At 63.6% G+C, this 15483-nt stretch carries 16 protein-coding genes; 10 read left to right on the top strand and 6 right to left on the bottom strand.

Going from position 1 to position 15483, the window contains the following annotated elements:
• Positions 1 to 37: 37 nt before the first annotated feature.
• Positions 38 to 346 (top strand): hypothetical protein, encoded by a 309-nt coding sequence (locus O9320_10665; GenBank protein ID MCZ8311308.1) that lies wholly within the window; start codon positions 38 to 40, stop codon positions 344 to 346.
• A gap of 39 nt (positions 347 to 385) precedes the next feature.
• Positions 386 to 1315 carry a 3-keto-5-aminohexanoate cleavage protein gene (locus O9320_10660; protein ID MCZ8311307.1) on the top strand — a complete coding sequence of 310 codons (930 nt, stop codon included), beginning with the start codon at positions 386 to 388 and terminating at the stop codon, positions 1313 to 1315.
• A 3-nt stretch (positions 1316 to 1318) separates the two neighbouring features.
• Here the strand turns inward: O9320_10660 and O9320_10655 are convergent, their stop codons facing one another.
• The 6 genes from O9320_10655 to O9320_10630 are packed head-to-tail and all read right to left on the bottom strand — an operon-like array spanning position 1319 to position 6759.
• The gene (locus O9320_10655; protein MCZ8311306.1) at positions 1319 to 2218 is read right to left on the bottom strand and encodes a polysaccharide deacetylase; all 900 of its coding nucleotides are present in this window, start codon (positions 2216 to 2218) and stop codon (positions 1319 to 1321) included.
• A gap of 2 nt (positions 2219 to 2220) precedes the next feature.
• A complete protein-coding gene (locus tag O9320_10650; GenBank protein MCZ8311305.1) occupies positions 2221 to 3222 on the bottom strand; it encodes an ATP-binding cassette domain-containing protein in 1002 nt (333 codons plus the stop codon).
• Positions 3210 to 4187: an ABC transporter ATP-binding protein gene (locus O9320_10645; GenBank protein MCZ8311304.1), complete on the bottom strand. Its 978-nt coding sequence runs from the start codon at positions 4185 to 4187 to the stop codon at positions 3210 to 3212. Before O9320_10645 ends, O9320_10650 begins: the two co-directional genes overlap by 13 nt.
• Positions 4184 to 5062 carry an ABC transporter permease gene (locus O9320_10640; GenBank protein MCZ8311303.1) on the bottom strand — a complete coding sequence of 293 codons (879 nt, stop codon included), beginning with the start codon at positions 5060 to 5062 and terminating at the stop codon, positions 4184 to 4186. Before O9320_10640 ends, O9320_10645 begins: the two co-directional genes overlap by 4 nt.
• Entirely contained in the window at positions 5059 to 6033 is a 975-nt protein-coding gene (locus tag O9320_10635) for an ABC transporter permease (protein ID MCZ8311302.1), read from the bottom strand. The genes O9320_10640 and O9320_10635 overlap by 4 nt, the downstream gene beginning before the upstream one ends.
• Before the next feature lie 24 nt (positions 6034 to 6057).
• Positions 6058 to 6759 (bottom strand): creatininase family protein, encoded by a 702-nt coding sequence (locus O9320_10630; GenBank protein MCZ8311301.1) that lies wholly within the window; start codon positions 6757 to 6759, stop codon positions 6058 to 6060.
• 99 nt (positions 6760 to 6858) lie between these two features.
• On the opposite strand from O9320_10630, the gene O9320_10625 reads away from it, so the two are divergent.
• The 8 genes from O9320_10625 (at position 6859) to O9320_10590 (ending at position 15480) form a co-directional block, all read left to right on the top strand.
• A complete protein-coding gene (locus O9320_10625) occupies positions 6859 to 7404 on the top strand; it encodes a MarR family winged helix-turn-helix transcriptional regulator (protein ID MCZ8311300.1) in 546 nt (181 codons plus the stop codon).
• A gap of 1 nt (position 7405) precedes the next feature.
• Positions 7406 to 9004: an ABC transporter substrate-binding protein gene (locus tag O9320_10620; protein ID MCZ8311299.1), complete on the top strand. Its 1599-nt coding sequence runs from the start codon at positions 7406 to 7408 to the stop codon at positions 9002 to 9004.
• 91 nt (positions 9005 to 9095) lie between these two features.
• Positions 9096 to 10055 carry an isoaspartyl peptidase/L-asparaginase gene (locus tag O9320_10615; protein ID MCZ8311298.1) on the top strand — a complete coding sequence of 320 codons (960 nt, stop codon included), beginning with the start codon at positions 9096 to 9098 and terminating at the stop codon, positions 10053 to 10055.
• The gene (locus O9320_10610; protein MCZ8311297.1) at positions 10052 to 11074 is read left to right on the top strand and encodes a ketopantoate reductase family protein; all 1023 of its coding nucleotides are present in this window, start codon (positions 10052 to 10054) and stop codon (positions 11072 to 11074) included. Before O9320_10615 ends, O9320_10610 begins: the two co-directional genes overlap by 4 nt.
• Positions 11065 to 11799 carry an SDR family oxidoreductase gene (locus O9320_10605; protein MCZ8311296.1) on the top strand — a complete coding sequence of 245 codons (735 nt, stop codon included), beginning with the start codon at positions 11065 to 11067 and terminating at the stop codon, positions 11797 to 11799. The genes O9320_10610 and O9320_10605 overlap by 10 nt, the downstream gene beginning before the upstream one ends.
• Positions 11800 to 11907: 108 nt before the next feature.
• A complete protein-coding gene (locus O9320_10600) occupies positions 11908 to 13092 on the top strand; it encodes a deoxyribodipyrimidine photolyase (GenBank protein MCZ8311295.1) in 1185 nt (394 codons plus the stop codon).
• The gene (locus tag O9320_10595) at positions 13089 to 14624 is read left to right on the top strand and encodes a deoxyribodipyrimidine photo-lyase (GenBank protein MCZ8311294.1); all 1536 of its coding nucleotides are present in this window, start codon (positions 13089 to 13091) and stop codon (positions 14622 to 14624) included. Before O9320_10600 ends, O9320_10595 begins: the two co-directional genes overlap by 4 nt.
• Positions 14617 to 15480 carry an isoprenylcysteine carboxylmethyltransferase family protein gene (locus tag O9320_10590; GenBank protein ID MCZ8311293.1) on the top strand — a complete coding sequence of 288 codons (864 nt, stop codon included), beginning with the start codon at positions 14617 to 14619 and terminating at the stop codon, positions 15478 to 15480. Before O9320_10595 ends, O9320_10590 begins: the two co-directional genes overlap by 8 nt.
• Positions 15481 to 15483: the final 3 nt, after the last annotated feature.

Below are 15483 nucleotides of genomic sequence, written 5' to 3'. Positions count from 1 at the left end.
CGAAACGAGCCTGACGACCTTTGCCGCGAGCACACCCGTGCCCGCACGCGCACTGGAAGCGGTCTGCGCGCGCGCCGATCTCATCGTCTACATGATCGCCTTCACGCTGCATTTTCGCCCCGAGATGAAAGCCGCCCTCGATGTCGCTGCGCTCGCCCACAGCAACAATGCGACCGGCATCGACCGCGACAGCGCCGTCGGTAATCTCGGGAAAGTCGAGTCCATTGCCAGCACGTGCCCGCCGCTTACAAGCAAATCGACGGATCCGGGCGGCAATTCGGCATTACCGGTCGGCATCCATCCCTCCTGGCTGCGGCTGCAACAATGTCCTCACCCTATCGCCTGAGGCGGTTTTGATGCACGATCTGCAAAACGACAACGGGAGATGCCATTGAGCCGCAAAGTCATCATCACATGCGCCGTTACCGGTGCAATCCACACGCCATCGATGTCGGCAGCCCTGCCTGTCACAGCCGAGGAAATCGCCGAAGCGGCGATCGGCGCGGCAGAAGCCGGCGCTGCCGTCGTCCATCTCCATGCGCGGAACCCCGTCACCGGCCAACCGGACCAGACGCCGGAAGCCTTCCTGCCGTTCCTGAAAGTGATCAAGCAGCGCTCGAACTGCGTCCTAAACCTAACCACCGGCGGTGCGCCGACGATGCAGGTGGCCGAGCGCGTGCGCCCTGCCGCGACCTTCAAGCCCGAAGTGGCGTCGCTGAACATGGGCTCGATGAACTTCGGCCTGTTCGGCATGCTGAACCGCTTCAAGGACTTCAAGCATCCGTGGGAGCAGGCCTATCTCGCCAACAAGGACATCCTGTTCCGCAACACGTTCGCCGACATCGAGTACGTGATCGCCACGTTGTCGGCGGTCGGCACGCGCTTCGAGTTCGAGTGCTATGACACGGCGCATCTCTACAATCTTGCGCATTTTCTCGAGCGCGGTCTCGTGAAGGCGCCGCTGTTCGTGCAGACGGTATTCGGGCTGTTGGGCGGCATCGGGGCGCACGCCGAAGACGTTATGCATATGAAGCGCACCGCCGACCGGCTGTTCGGCGACGCTTATGTATGGTCGGTTCTCGGAGCGGGCCGCAACCAGCTGCCGATCGCGGCGATGTCGGCGGCGATGGGTGGCAATGTGCGCGTCGGTCTTGAAGACTCGCTGTGGGCGGGTCCCGGCCGCTTGGCCAAATCGAACGCCGAGCAGGTGCGCCTTGCGCGCCAGATCATCGAAGGTTTGGGACTTGCGGTTGCAACACCCGATGAAGCGCGCGAAATGCTCTCCCTCAAGGGCGGCGACACGCTGGCCGTCTAGAATCTAGCCGGCGAGTTCGCCGCGGCATGCTTCGGCGACTTGCGCGTGCGTGGCGAACCAGCAGCTGCCTTTGGCTTTGGCGTGCGCGATGAGATCCTCGAGGATGAACATGCGCGAGCGGTAGCCGATCACATGCGGATGCATGGTAAGGAGGAACAGCCCACCCTCCTCCCACGCGCGATCAAACTCGCGCCGGAAGATGTCGAATACCGCCGGCGGCGGCGTATAGGGGCGCAACGCCGCATGCCGGTTCATGTTGAAATAGGGCGCGTCGTCGCGGATCCACTCAACCGGCAATTCGACGATGCCGGTGCGTTCACCGTCTTCGAGTAGTTCGTAAGGATCGTCGTCGGCCATCAGCGAACTGTCGTAGAGCAGCCCCATCTCGCGTTGGATCTTCAGCGTGGCGGGCGAGAAGTCCCAGGACGGTGTGCGCATGCCGACCGGCCGAATGCCGGTGATCTTTTCGAGCGCGTCGCGTGCGCGCAAGTAAAGATCGCGCTCCACTGCTTCGGGCAGCACCGAATTGAGCTCGTGAATCCAACCATGCAAGCCGATCTCGTGGCCTTCGGCGATCACGCGGTGCTGCTCTTCGGGATGCAGCAAGGCTGCGACGGCCGGCACGAAAAACGTCGCCGGCACACTGTGCTTGGCGAGTGCGGCGAGGATGCGCGGCACACCCTGGCGCACGCCGAATTCGCCCCACGACATGCGGCCGATCGATTTCCCGCCGTCACGCAATTCGTTGGTTTCGTGGTCGCTGTCGAACGACAGAGCGACCGCACAGCGCGACCCGCCCGGCCAGGCCTTCGGCTTCAGATTGCGGCCGGCGCGTACGTGCCCTACGCGCTTGCGCCATTCGGCCTCCGGCCACTGCCAAGGTTCGAGAGCAGGATTCGACATGTTCAGCCTCCTTGCAGCGGATAGTGGCAGGCGAGTTCGCGTCCGTCGGCAGCACGGATCAACTCTGGCACCGCCGTTCGGCACGCGGCGCGCACGCCGGGACAACGCAGATGGAAATGGCAGCCCGGCGGCGGTGCGAGCGGCGAGGGCAATTCGCCTTCGATAGGCCTGAAAGCAATTTCGGCATCGTCGAGCCGCAGCTTGGGCATGCTGTCGAGCAAGGCGCGCGTGTAGGGATGGCGCGGATTGTCGAACACAGCCTGCGTAGCGCCCGTTTCGACGAGCTTGCCCAAATACATGATCGCGACACGGTCCGAAATGTGGCGCACGAGCCCGAGATCGTGGCTGATGAACAGCATCGTGAGGCCAAGATCGCGCTTGAGCTTCAAGAAGAGATTGATGATCTGGGCTTGAATCGACACGTCGAGCGAGGCCACGGGCTCGTCGCACACCAGAATGTCGGGCTGCATCGCAAGTGCGCGCGCGATCGCGACGCGCTGGCGTTGGCCGCCCGAGAATTGGTGCGGATAGCGCTGGGATGCCGTCGGATCGAGCCCCACGGCCGCAAGCCATTTGGCGGTGTCGGCAGCGGCTTCGGCACGCGATACAAGCCCATTGGCGATCGGCCCCTCGGCCACGATGTCGCCGATGCGCATGCGCGGATCGAGCGAGGCAAACGGATCCTGGAAGATCATCTGCACGCGCGTCGTGGTCTTGACCGGCCTGCGCCCGCCGCCCATGACCGGCGCACCATCGAGCAAGGCGCGGCCAGCACTCGGTGGCTGGATGCCTGCGATCATGCGGCCGAGCGTGGATTTGCCGCAGCCGGACTCGCCGACCAAGCCCAGCACTTCGCCCTTGGCAATTTCAAGCGACACGTCGTCGACGGCATGGACGGTGCGCGGCCGCACAGGTCGGCCGAGAAAACGTGCAAGACGGTCGCCGAGCCGCGGCGCGCTCGAAAAGCGCTTCGCGAGATTTTCGCATGCGATCAGAGCGGCCATGCGACCTCGCCCAACGGATGATGGCAGCGAACGGCGCGCGACGCCGCTCGACGCGTCGCGGGCGCTGTCTTGCACGCAGCGTCGGCGAATTTGCAGCGCGGCGCGAAGGCGCAGCCTTCAGGCAGGTTTGCCAAAGACGGCGTGCTGCCGGGGATCTGGCGCAGATCCTCACCCGGTGCTGCAATCGAGGGCAAAGAGTCGAGAAGACCTTGCGTGTAAGGATGGGCCGGCTTGCGCAGCACTTCACCCGTCGCCCCCTCTTCGACGATGCGCCCGGCATACATCACGAGAATGCGGCTTGCGAGGGCCGACACGGTTGCAAGATCGTGGCTGATCCAGATGAGGGAAGTGCCAAAATCGGCGGCGAGCGCTTTCATCTGCGCCAAGATCTGCGCCTGGATCGACACGTCCAATGCTGTCGTCGGCTCGTCGCACACGATCAGCGACGGCCGATTGAGCAAGGCGATCGCGATCGCGACACGCTGGCGCATTCCGCCCGACAATTGATGCGGATAGGTTTCGAGCCGCCGCCGCGCATCGGGGATGCCGACGCGCGCCAGCAGATCGGCCGAACGGTCGCGCGCGGCCTGGGCACCCACACGCTCGTGCGCTTCGAGTGCAAGACGCATCTGCGTTTCGATCGTCAGAACCGGATTGAGCGTGGCCGACGGATCCTGGAACACCATCGCGATGCGACGGCCGCGCAGCTTGCGCAACTCGCGCTGCGGCAGCCCGACCAACTCGCGACCTTCGAGTTTGATCGAGCCGTCGACGATACGCCCCGGCGCATCGACAAGCCCGAGCAGCGAGAAACCGGTCACCGTCTTGCCGGATCCGGACTCGCCGACAAGCCCGACGATCTCGCCCGCGTCGAGATGGAACGACACGCCGTCGACAGCCTTCACAAGACCGCTGCGGGCTGCAAAATGCGTCGCGAGGTTCTCGACTGTCAGCAGGGAGTTCATCGCTTTAGCCTCGGATTCAGTTGATCGCGAACCTGGTCGCCGACCAGATTGATCGCAACGATCAGCAGAATAAGGGCGATCCCTGGATAGATCGAAATCCAGTAGCGACCCGACAGCATGTACTGGAAGCCGTTGGCGATCAGCATGCCGAGCGAAGGCTCCGTGACCGGCAAGCCGAGGCCGAGAAACGACAAAGTCGCCTCGAGTGCGATCGAGTTTGCGACCTGCAATGTGGCTACGACGATCAGCGGCGGCAGGCAATTCGGCAGAATATGGCGGAACACAACCTGCCAGGCCGGGATCGGCGTCGAGAGGGCGGCGGCCACATAGTCTTTGGCGCGCTCAGCGGCAGCGGCGCCGTGCGCCGTGCGCGCGAAATAAGCATATTGGGCGGCGACGAGCGCTGCGATCAACTGTCCCCTGCCCGGCCCCAGGACAGCCACGAGTACGAGCGCCAGCAAGATCGCTGGAAACGACAATTGCAGATCGACGAAACGCATCAGCGCCGTTTCGACGCGCCCGCCCAAGAATGCTGCGACCGAACCAAGCGTGGCGCCAATCGCGAAGGCAAGAGCGCCCGCCGCAAGCCCGACCTGCAGCGAAATCCGCAAACCGTAGAGGATCGCCGACAGGAGATCGCGGCCTTGCGCATCCGTGCCGAGCCAATGCACGAAGCCGCCGCGACCGACATAGCCGGGCGGGCGGCGCGCATCGATCAATGCAAGGCTCGCAAGATCGTACGGGTTCTGCGGCACCACGAGCGGTGCGAAGATCGCCAGCAAGATCGTCGCAGCAACGACGATGAGGGCCGCAAGCGCCACGCGGTTCTCGCAGAACTCGCGCCAGAAACGGGCGACAGGGCTTGTCGCGTTCATGCCGCCCCCTTCACGCGCAGGCGCGGATCGAGGGCCGCATAAGCGATGTCGACCGTGAAATTGATACAGATGAACAGGAACGCGACCAGCATAAGATAGGCGACCATCACCGGTCGGTCGAGCGAGGAAATGCTGTCGATGATGAGCTTGCCCACGCCGGGCCACGAAAAGATCGTTTCCGTCACAACGGCGAATGCGAGCGTGGAGCCGAATTCCAGACCGAACACGGTCACGATCGGGATCGCGATCAGCCGCAGCACGTGCCGACGCAGAATCGTCGCGTCGCTTTCGCCCGCCGCGCGCGCGAATTTTACGGTGTCGCTCAACATCGCTTCGCGCGTGCCCGCGCGCGCGAGGCGCACCATCATCGCGAATTTGAACAGCGAAAGATTGACGGCGGGCAACAAAAGATGGCTCCAGCCGTCGACCGTGAGGAAACTCCAGGCGGTGCCGAACAGCATCGCCGTTTCGCCGCGCCCGCCCGCCGGCAGCCAGCCGAGCGACACGGCGAAAGTCAAGATCAGCACAAGCCCGATCCAAAACGTCGGTACCGAGAAGCCGATCACCGACAGCGCCATGACAAAGCGCGCGGCAATGCTGTCCGGCCGATAGCCTGCATACATGCCGAGCGGCACGCCGATCGCGGTCGCACCTAGTACCGCCACCAGCGTAAGCTCCAACGTCGCCGGCAGACGCGACAGGATCAAATCGAGCACCGGCATGTTGAACACAAACGAGCGGCCGAAATCGCCGCCCAGCAGCCGCACGAGAAAATCGCGATACTGGATATGGAGCGGCTGGTCGAGGCCGTAGGCCTTGATCGTGGCAAGTCGGATCGCTTGCGTGGCATCCGGCGATATCAGAACGTCGATCGGATTGCCGATTCCGTAGACGCCCGCAAACACGAGTGCCGAAATCGCCAGCATCACGGCCAGCGCCTGCAGCAAACGTTGGAGGACGAAGCCGAGCATCGGCCGGTCAGCCTCGGCCCGCGTTCATGCCCAGCCCTCGAGCAAGGCTGTACGCGTCTCCGCGACGCCGATCTCCCAAAGCGCCGTCATCTCCTCGTCGCTGCGCCGGTAGTAGCCGCCAAAATTACCGTCGCCCAGAACTTCCTTTTTGCGGCCAGGATCGAGCTGCGGCAGAAGCTGCAAATCGACCATCGGCTTTTGCGTGTCGGGCATCGCGACATTGCCGATGCGCGTCCACGGGAAATTCTCCATCCACGAGGCGTGCGAAGCGACCTTGTCGATTTCCTGGACCTTTGCCCAAGTCTTGGGCGCATTCCACCAATTGTGCCATTTCACTTGGCAGCCGCGATGGCGGTCGAGCCATTCGAGCACGGCGCCGTGTGCGGGATTATTGCCGCCATGGCCATTGACGACAGCGATGCGCTTGAACCCCGCCCGCGCAATACCATCGAGCACGTCCGTCAGCACGGCAATCAGCGTCGTCAGGCGCAGCGTCACAGTACCCGGATAATCGACGAAATTCGGCGTAAGTCCATAGCTTAACGTCGGATAGACCGGAATGCCGAGCGGTGCGGCCGCCTCCGTTGCCACGCGCTCAGCGAGGATCGCATCGACGCCGAGGCTTAAGTACGCGTGCTGTTCGATCGAGCCGATCGGGAGCACGGCCCGGTCGTCGGCGGCGGCGCGATCGCGCAGCTGCATCCAGTTCATGTCCACGACGCGCATGGTGCCCTCTTCCCACGAAAGTTAGTTCCATATAGAACTGCATCTTGACGGCCGCGCGCGAGATGCGTCAAGGTCCTTCGTCATCAAGACGGAGCGTTCGTGCGCAAAGCCAAACCGACCGACGCGAAATCGACGTCCAAAGCCGCCGCACAGGCAGGCGACGGCCTGCATCCGATGCTGGCTGCCAAGCTGTGGGCCAATCCGTGCTGGCTTTCCTTCCGCGCCAACTTCGTCGCCCACCATTTCAACCAACCCGTCTATGACTGGATCTGGCGCAAGTTTCACCTCACCCCGCCCGAGCACATCGTGCTCTACGCGCTGGGCCTCAAAGACGGGATTACGGCCGACGACATCGTCGCCTCGACAGCGCGGCCCAAAAACACGCTGAGCCGCGGCGTGAACGCGCTTCTGCGCAAGAAACTCATCGTGCGAAAACCCGACGCGAAAGACCGCCGCCGCCTGTTCCTCAATCTCACCGCGCGCGGGCGGCGCATCGTCGAAGCGACGGTGCCGATGCTGGTGGCGCACGAAAGCGCGATGGCACGCGCTCTGACGCCGGCCGAACGCAAACTTCTTACGGCTCTTTTCGACAAGATCATCGTCGACAAGGGCAACTGGCCCACTCAAATCCAAGGGAGAGCGTGACATGAAGCACATCGCGAAATGGACAAGGGCATCTATCCTCGGCGGTCTGATGGCCGCCGCATTGGCAAGTGCTGTCTCCGCGCAGACGCTGACGATCGGCGTGCGCGGCGGGCCGGACTCGATCGACCCGCATTTCACCGCAAGCGGCACGCACGCCGAATCGCTGAAACACGTGTTCGACACGCTTACCTGGTCGGGCGACGGTCTCGAAATCGAGCCGCGTCTTGCCGAAAGCTGGCGCGTGATCGATCCGACAACGTGGGAGTTCAAGCTGCGTCGCGGCGTCAAGTTCCACGACGGCTCGGACTTCACGGCCGAAGACGTCAAGTTCTCGGTCGAGCGCATCCCGGTCGTTTCGGGCCCGAACCCGACCACGATCTATGTGCGCCGCGTCAAGGAAACCAAGATCGTCGATCCGTATACGGTGCATTTCATCACCGACGGTCCGGCCCCGATCCTGCCGAATGATTTCATCCGTCTTTTCATCGTGTCGCACAAGGCGGCGGCCGGCCTCACCAAGGAAACGGCCAACGAAGCCTTCAACTCCGGCAAGGCCGCGATCGGTACGGGTCCCTACAAGTTCGTGTCGTGGCAGCCCAAGGGCGATCTCGTGCTCGACCGCTTCGACGGCTTCTGGGGTCCCAAAGAGCCGTGGGCGCGCCATGTGCGCCGCGAAGTGCCGAACGATGCTGCGCGCGTCGCCCAGCTCAAGGCGGGCCAACTCGATCTGATCACGCGCGTGCCCGCAACCGACGTCGCCGCCCTCAAGCGCGACGCCAAGATCGAAGTCACGACGGTCGACACAGTCTACGTGTTCAACCTCGAACTCGACATGCGCGACAACCCACCCGCGGGCCAAATTCTGGCCAAGGACGGTTCGCCGCTGCCGAAGAACCCGCTTGCCGATCCGCGCGTGCGCGAGGCGATCGATCTTGCGATCGATCGCAAGGTGCTCGCCGAAGTGTCGATGGAAGGCCTTGGCAAGCCAGTTAACCAGCTCGTGACGGAGTCGATCTTCGGCTACAACAAGAGCCTGCCGCCGCGCCGCTACGACCTGGCGGCGTCGCGCCGTCTGCTGGCCGAAGCGGGTTACCCGAACGGATTCCGCGTTCGCTTTGCCTTCACGTCGGACCGCTTGCCCGGCGACTCGCTTGTAGGCACCTCGATCGCGCAGATGTTGGCTTCAGTCGGCATCGACGTGACGGCAGCGGCAACGCCTGCCGCGGTGTTCTTCCCAGCGCGCACACGCGGCGAATACTCGATGTCGATGTCGGGCTGGGGCACACTGACGGGCGAGGCGCACTACACGCTGTCCTCGATCGCGCACTCGAACGACCCCGTGGTCAAAATGGGGGCATTCAACGTGCTCGGCTACAAGAACCCGGTCATGGACAAGCTGCTGCAGGACGCCGCCGTCGAACTCGACGAAGGCAAGCGTCGTTCGTTGCTGGAGCAAGCTAATGCGCTCGTGGCAAAGGATCGTCCGCGCCTGCCGATCGTCGCGGTGGGCTCGGCCTGGGCCATGCAGAAGGACAAGGTGCGCATCAAGCCGCGCGTTGACGAAGACACGCTCGCAATGAACATCAAACCGACGCGCTAGACGAACCAAACGCTGAAACGGCCGGGCCCGCATCGTCTGCGGGCCCGGTCTTCCGGCGCTGGCACGACGCCCGACACGAAAAGGAATTTCGATGACCAGCCCCATCGGCATTTGCATCCACGGCGGCTGCGGCACGCTCGACCGTAGCCTGCAGAGCGAGGCCCAATGGGCCGAATCGCGCGAACATCTGGCGCAGTCGCTCAAAGCCGGATGGCGCGTGCTGAAAGCGGGCGGAGCTGCCCTAGACGCCGTCGAAGCGGCCGTGCGCGTGATGGAGGACAGCCCGCATTTCAACGCGGGCTACGGGGCCGCCCTCAACGAGGCGAGCTTCCACGAACTCGACGCCTCGATCATGAATGGAGCCGATCTTTCGGCAGGTGCCGTGTGTGCCGCCCGCCGCATCCGCAATCCGATCACGGCGGCGCGCGCGGTCATGGAGAAGTCGGGCTGCGTGCTGCTGGCAGCTGAAGCCGCCGACGCGTTCGCCGAACGCCAGGGCCTCGCCATGGTCGCGAACAGCTATTTCACCACACAGCAGCGCGTCGAAGCGCTTGCGTCGCTCAAGCAGCGCGCGCAGCGTGGCACGCTTGCTGCCGCCAGCGAAGCCGAGAAGCACGGCACGGTCGGTGCGGTCGCACTCGACGCGCACGGCAATCTTGCGGCCGGAACGTCGACCGGCGGCTTTAACAACAAGCCGGTCGGTCGTATCGGCGATACACCTATCGTCGGAGCCGGCACTTACGCACGCAACGGCGTTTGTGCCGTTTCGGGCACAGGCCAGGGCGAATTTTTCATCCGCAGTTCGGCCGCCTACGACATTGCCGCGCGCATGATGTATGCGGGCAAATCGCTTGAGGAAGCGACCGATGCGCTCGTGTTCCAGACGCTGAAAGGCTACGGCATCGGCGCCGGGTTCGCTTCGATCGACGCAGCCGGCAAGGTGCGCGCGCCCTTCAATACGCTCGGCATGTATCGCGGTTGGATCGGCGCCGACGGCCAGATGACCGTTGCAACCCATACCGAAGAGCATCCTCTGGGAGCCGTCGCATGAGCAACGAACCGATCCTGATCTGGGGTGCGGGTGCGATCGGCGGCACACTCGGCGCCTATTGGGCGCGCGCAGGCGTGCCGGTCAAACTCGTCGATATCGAAGCGTCACACGTAGAGGCCTGCCGCACGCGTGGGCTCCATGTGTTCGGCCCCGTCGAGGATTTCACACAGATCGTGCCGGCTGCAACGCCGGGCGAAGTGACGGGGACTTATTCGCGCATTGTGCTGGCAGTAAAGGCCCAGGCAACCGAAGCAGCGCTGGCCCAACTGCTGCCGCATCTTGCGTCGGACGGATTCATTCTGTCGGCGCAGAACGGGCTTAACGAAATCGCGATCGCAAAGCACGCAGGCGCGGCGCGCACGATGGGGTGTTTCGTGAATTTCGGCGCCGATTGGCACGGGCCCGGCGAGATCCTGTTCGGCAACCGTGCGGCCGTCGTGGTCGGTGAGATTGACGGCACGATTCAGCCGCGCACACGTGCGATGTTCGAATTGCTACAGATATTCGAACCCAAAGCCGTGCTAACCGACAACATCTGGGGTTATCTGTGGGGCAAGCTCGCCTACGGCGCCATGCTGTTTGCAACCGCGCTGACGACCGACAGCATGACGGCCAATTTCGAAGATCCGCGCCGCACTGCTGCGTTTGTTGCGCTAGGCCGCGAAGTGATGGCGGCCGCACGCGCACGCAAGATCGTGCCGATCGGCTTCAACGGCTTCGATCCCGAATGTTTCATGCCCGAAGCCCCGCTCGCTAAAGCGCAGGCATCCGTCGCCGCGCTCGCCGAGTTCAACCGATACACGGCTAAGACCCATACCGGCATCTATCGCGATCTTGCAGTGCGCAAGCGCAAGACCGAGATCGATCCGCAGATCGGCATCATCGTCGAACTCGCGCGCGAGACCGGCGTGCCAACGCCCGCCCTCGCTACGCTCGTCGCGCTGATCCACGACATCGAAGACGGCAAGCGCCCGATGGCGTTCGAAACCTTCCAAGCGTTGCTCGACAAATGCGCCTAGATTTCGCAGGCCGCACGGCTCTTGTTACGGGTGCCGCCCAGGGTATCGGCCGCGCGATCGCGGAATCGTTGCAGGCGGCCGGTGCGAAAGTACATCTCGCTGACATCGCCCCGATCGCATGGAATGTAGACGGCGTTTACGTAGCACACCAAGTCGATCTCGGCGACCGTTCGGCCGTGCATCGGCTCGTTGCCGATGTCGGCTCATTGGATGTTTTGGTCAATGCGGCAGGCGGCGTGCGCGGCCAAGTTGGCGGGCCCATCGAGAATGTCGACGAAGCGGCATGGCGCGCGATCTTCGCGGCCAATGTCGACAGCGCCTTCTGGCTTGCGCAAGCGGCAAGCACACCGATGCGCAAAGCGGGCTACGGCCGCATCGTCACGATCTCGTCGGGCGCCGGCTTGCGCCCGAGCCTCACCGGCATTCAGGCCTATACGGCCGCCAAACATGCGCTCGTGGGTCTCACCAAACAGCTGAGCCAGGACCTAGGGCCGTTCGGCATCACCAGCAATTCGGTCGCACCCGGCTTCGTTCGCTCGAACCCGACGACCGAGCGGCAATGGCAAGCCTATTCGCCTGCCAAACAAACGCAGCTCGTCGAAAGTATCCACACGCGGCGTTTGGGCACGGCGAAAGACATCGCCAACGCGGTGCTGTTCCTGGCAAGCGAACAGGCTGGATGGATAAGCGGCCAGATTCTGTCGGTGGACGGCGGACGCTCGTAAACGAGCGGTCAGGCGCTTAAGAAATAGTTGAGCTAGAACAAGGGGGTTGCCGGAGCGTCAGGCGGTCGCGATTGAAATTCACTGCTTTTGCAACAGCTTATTTGTGCCATGACATCGCCTGCCTTTCCGCCTTCACGTGCCGCAGCCCTGGACCGTCTCGAAGTTTTCGTGCCGGGTGCCGGGCCGCATTACGCAGCCGAGCGAAATATCGATCCAGGACCTGGGCGCGGAAGTGCGGTATCGCGGCTTTCCCCTTATCTCCGGCACCGCTTGGTTACCGAAGCCGAGATTGTGGGTGCGGTTCTGGCTCGGCATAGATTCGACGACGCCGAGAAGTTCGTCCAGGAGGTGCTGTGGCGCACCTACTGGAAGGGATGGCTCGAGTTGCACCCGACAGTTTGGTCGCGCTTTCTGGACGCGCGCGACGCATCTAAGCGCACTGGCGAAGTCGCGTCTGCGGAAAAGGGCGAGACAGGCATCAAAGGTTTCGACGATTGGGCGCGCGAACTTGTCGAGACCGGCTATCTGCACAATCATGCGCGCATGTGGTTCGCCTCGATTTGGATTTTTACGCTGCGCCTGCCGTGGGCGCTCGGCGCCGACTTCTTCCTACGCCATCTGATCGATGCCGATCCGGCCAGCAACACGCTTTCCTGGCGCTGGGTGGCGGGCTTGCAGACGGCGGGGAAGACTTATCTTGCGACGCGCGACAACATTGCGCGCTGTACCGAGGGCCGCTTCACGCCGCAAGGTCTGGCAACGGAGGCGCAAGCGCTGACCGAAGCCCCGCTTCCGCCGATCCGACCGCTGGCACCGTTGCCGGCCGACGCGCCCTCATCTCCCGCCTTACTGCTAGTCACAGCGGAAGATCTCCATCCGGAATCGCTGTTCGATGGGCAAAAGTGCTTTGCTGCAGCAATCGTCGCAGCCGACGCCGATCTGCTGTGGGGCAACCACGCGCGCACATTTGTGCATGCTGCAACTGCCGATGCGGCGATGCGCGTGCAGAAGAAGTTCGGCTGCGCTGTGCAAATTTCGGCGAAGCTCGATATGGCGAACATCGTTGCGGCCGCGCGCGAAGCCGGCGTGCGACACGTCGTGACCGCGGCGGCACCGGTGGGACCGATCGCCGATGCCTTGACGAAAATCAAATCCGATCTCTCCAAAACGGGCATTTGGCTCAGCTATGTACGCCGCCGCTGGGACGACGCGTTCTGGCCGCATGCCACACGCGGCTTCTTCGCCTTCAGAAAACAGATCCCCACTAATTTGCGGGAACTCGGTTGCACATGACGGCGCCGCTCAACATCGTCTGGTTCAAACGCGATCTGCGCCTCGCCGACCACCGCCCGCTGACGCTGGCCGCCGAGGCCGGACCGGTGCTGCCGCTTTACATCGTCGAGCCCGCGCTGTGGCAGCAGCCCGATGCAGCCGCGCGCCAATGGGACTTCGCAGCCGAGTGCCTAACCGAGCTTCAGAATGATCTTGCCGCCCTCGGTCAACCGCTGTGGGTAATGGTTGGCGACGCCGTCACAATCTTCGAGAAACTGTACAGGCGCTTCGGCATTGCAGCCTTGTTCAGCCACGAGGAAACCGGCAATGGCTGGACCTATGCGCGCGACCGTGCCGTTGGGGCCTGGTGCAAGCGAGCGGGCTTGCCCTGGCACGAATCACGGCAATTCGGGGTGATCCGCCGTATCAAATCGCGCAACGGCTGGGCACAAGCTTGGGACCGCGACATGGCGTTGCCCACCGCACCCCCTCCCCTTGCCCTACAGCCGATCGCGACGACGGGTCCCACATCTGTGCCGACCAGCGCGGAACTCGGCCTGGCGACCGACCCATGCCCGCATCGCCAAGCGGGTGGACGCGCCGCAGCGCTCGAAACACTCGCAAGCTTTCTCGAGCAGCGAGGCCGCGACTATCGCTTCGAGATGTCGAGTCCCGTGACCGCGTTCGCTGCAAGCTCACGCCTGTCGCCGCACTTGGCCTGGGGCACCATCTCGATGCGCGAAGTGGCGCAAGCGACGTGGAAGCGCGTGGCAGCTATCGATACTGCCGACCGACCCGACACGCAGCGTTGGCGTGCGTCCATGCGGTCGTTTGCCGCACGCCAGCATTGGCACTGCCATTTCATGCAAAAGCTCGAAGACGAACCGCGCCTCGAATTTGAAAATCTGCATCGTGCTTATGACTGCATCCGCCCCGACATCGCCGATCCCGAGCGGCTGGACGCCTGGCGCAGCGGCAACACAGGTTTTCCATTCGTCGATGCCTGCATGCGCGCGCTCGATCGGCATGGCTGGATCAATTTCAGAATGCGCGCAATGCTCATGTCGTTTGCGAGCTATCATCTGTGGCTGCCGTGGCGCGATACCGGGCTGCACCTCGCGCGCAAATTCGTCGACTACGAACCCGGCATCCATTGGCCCCAGGTGCAGATGCAATCCGGCACCACGGGCATCAACGCGATGCGCATCTACAACCCCGTCAAGCAGGGTTTCGACCAGGACCCGACCGGTACTTTCGTGCGGGCCCATGTGCCCGAGCTTGCCCAAGTGCCCGACATGTTCATACACGAGCCTTGGCGCTGGGAACAGGCGGAGATGTTGCGCTATCCGCCGCCGATCGTCGACAATGCGTCAGCGGCGCGTGCCGCCCGCGACGCCCTCTACGCGCTGCGGCGGCGTGCCGACCACAAAGAGACGGCACGCCGTATCGTCGATAAACACGGAAGCCGCAAAGCAGGTCTCGCCAAGCCGAGACGCAACCCGAAGGCCGCCAAAGCCGACGCGCCCAACCCCCAATTTGCCTTTGATGTTTGATCGCCTCATGCAGCCCCCGCACAAACATCCGTTCCTCGCAGATCCTCGTGTGGCAGGCCTTGTTGCCCTCGTTGCGGCTGCGCTGAAGCCACCGCCCGGGCGGGCGCGCATCGCATTTGCCATTCTGCTCGGGATTGTGTGCCACAGCTTGTTCGCAGCCGCCGTGCTTGCGATGGTCGCAGCGATGTTTTTCGGCATGAGCGAGAGCTTCGGCACACTTGCATGGCCGTGGGCGGCGGTCGCCAATGCCTTCTTGATCCTGCAATTTCCGCTCGCCCATTCGCTGCTGCTCACGCGGCGCGGCGAACGTACGCTGACGCGCGCAGTCCCTGGCCCGTACGGTGCTACGCTCGCAACCACGACCTACGCCATCGTCGCGTCGGCGCAGCTGCTGGCGCTGTTCGCGCTGTGGACGCCGTCCGGCATCGTGTGGTGGCGCGCCGAGGGGATCGCGTTTTGGGCCGTCTCGGCCGCCTATGCCGCTAGCTGGCTGCTGTTGCTCAAAGCAAGCTTCGATGCCGGTGCGGAAGTGCAGACGGGTGCTTTGGGCTGGGTGTCGCTGCTCGCGCGCATCCGGCCGGTCTTTCCGGACATGCCGACGCGCGGTCTCTTCCGTTTGATCCGGCAGCCGATCTACGTTGCATTCGCGCTGACGCTTTGGACGGTGCCCGTGTGGACGCCGGACCAACTTGCCGTCGCATTCTGCTTCACGCTCTATTGCCTGCTCGCGCCGCGCCTCAAAGAGAAAAGGTTCGCGGCACGCTATCGCGAGCGCTTTGCGCGCTATTGCGAACAAGTCCCTTACGCGCTGCCGCGCCTCAGACGCGCGAAAATCCCAGCCGACGCCGAAAAATAGAAA

It is taken from the genome of Magnetospirillum sp. (genome assembly GCA_027532905.1).
GTDB lineage: Bacteria > Pseudomonadota > Alphaproteobacteria > CACIAM-22H2 > CACIAM-22H2 > Tagaea.
The sequence above is the reverse complement of the archived record's forward strand: the minus strand, read 5'-3'. Positions and strand labels throughout refer to the sequence as shown.

Bases quoted from the DNA above. Each gene is read 5' to 3' on its own strand.
- O9320_10660 (MCZ8311307.1), top strand. From the start codon at position 386: ATGCCATTGAGCCGCAAAGTCATCATCACATGCGCCGTTACCGGTGCA.
- O9320_10655 (MCZ8311306.1), bottom strand. From the start codon at position 2,218: ATGTCGAATCCTGCTCTCGAACCTTGGCAGTGGCCGGAGGCCGAATGG.
- O9320_10650 (MCZ8311305.1), bottom strand. From the start codon at position 3,222: ATGGCCGCTCTGATCGCATGCGAAAATCTCGCGAAGCGCTTTTCGAGC.
- O9320_10645 (MCZ8311304.1), bottom strand. From the start codon at position 4,187: ATGAACTCCCTGCTGACAGTCGAGAACCTCGCGACGCATTTTGCAGCC.
- O9320_10640 (MCZ8311303.1), bottom strand. From the start codon at position 5,062: ATGAACGCGACAAGCCCTGTCGCCCGTTTCTGGCGCGAGTTCTGCGAG.
- O9320_10635 (MCZ8311302.1), bottom strand. From the start codon at position 6,033: ATGCTCGGCTTCGTCCTCCAACGTTTGCTGCAGGCGCTGGCCGTGATG.
- O9320_10630 (MCZ8311301.1), bottom strand. From the start codon at position 6,759: ATGCGCGTCGTGGACATGAACTGGATGCAGCTGCGCGATCGCGCCGCC.
- O9320_10620 (MCZ8311299.1), top strand. From the start codon at position 7,406: ATGAAGCACATCGCGAAATGGACAAGGGCATCTATCCTCGGCGGTCTG.
- O9320_10615 (MCZ8311298.1), top strand. From the start codon at position 9,096: ATGACCAGCCCCATCGGCATTTGCATCCACGGCGGCTGCGGCACGCTC.
- O9320_10610 (MCZ8311297.1), top strand. From the start codon at position 10,052: ATGAGCAACGAACCGATCCTGATCTGGGGTGCGGGTGCGATCGGCGGC.
- O9320_10605 (MCZ8311296.1), top strand. From the start codon at position 11,065: ATGCGCCTAGATTTCGCAGGCCGCACGGCTCTTGTTACGGGTGCCGCC.
- O9320_10600 (MCZ8311295.1), top strand. From the start codon at position 11,908: ATGACATCGCCTGCCTTTCCGCCTTCACGTGCCGCAGCCCTGGACCGT.
- O9320_10595 (MCZ8311294.1), top strand. From the start codon at position 13,089: ATGACGGCGCCGCTCAACATCGTCTGGTTCAAACGCGATCTGCGCCTC.
- O9320_10590 (MCZ8311293.1), top strand. From the start codon at position 14,617: ATGTTTGATCGCCTCATGCAGCCCCCGCACAAACATCCGTTCCTCGCA.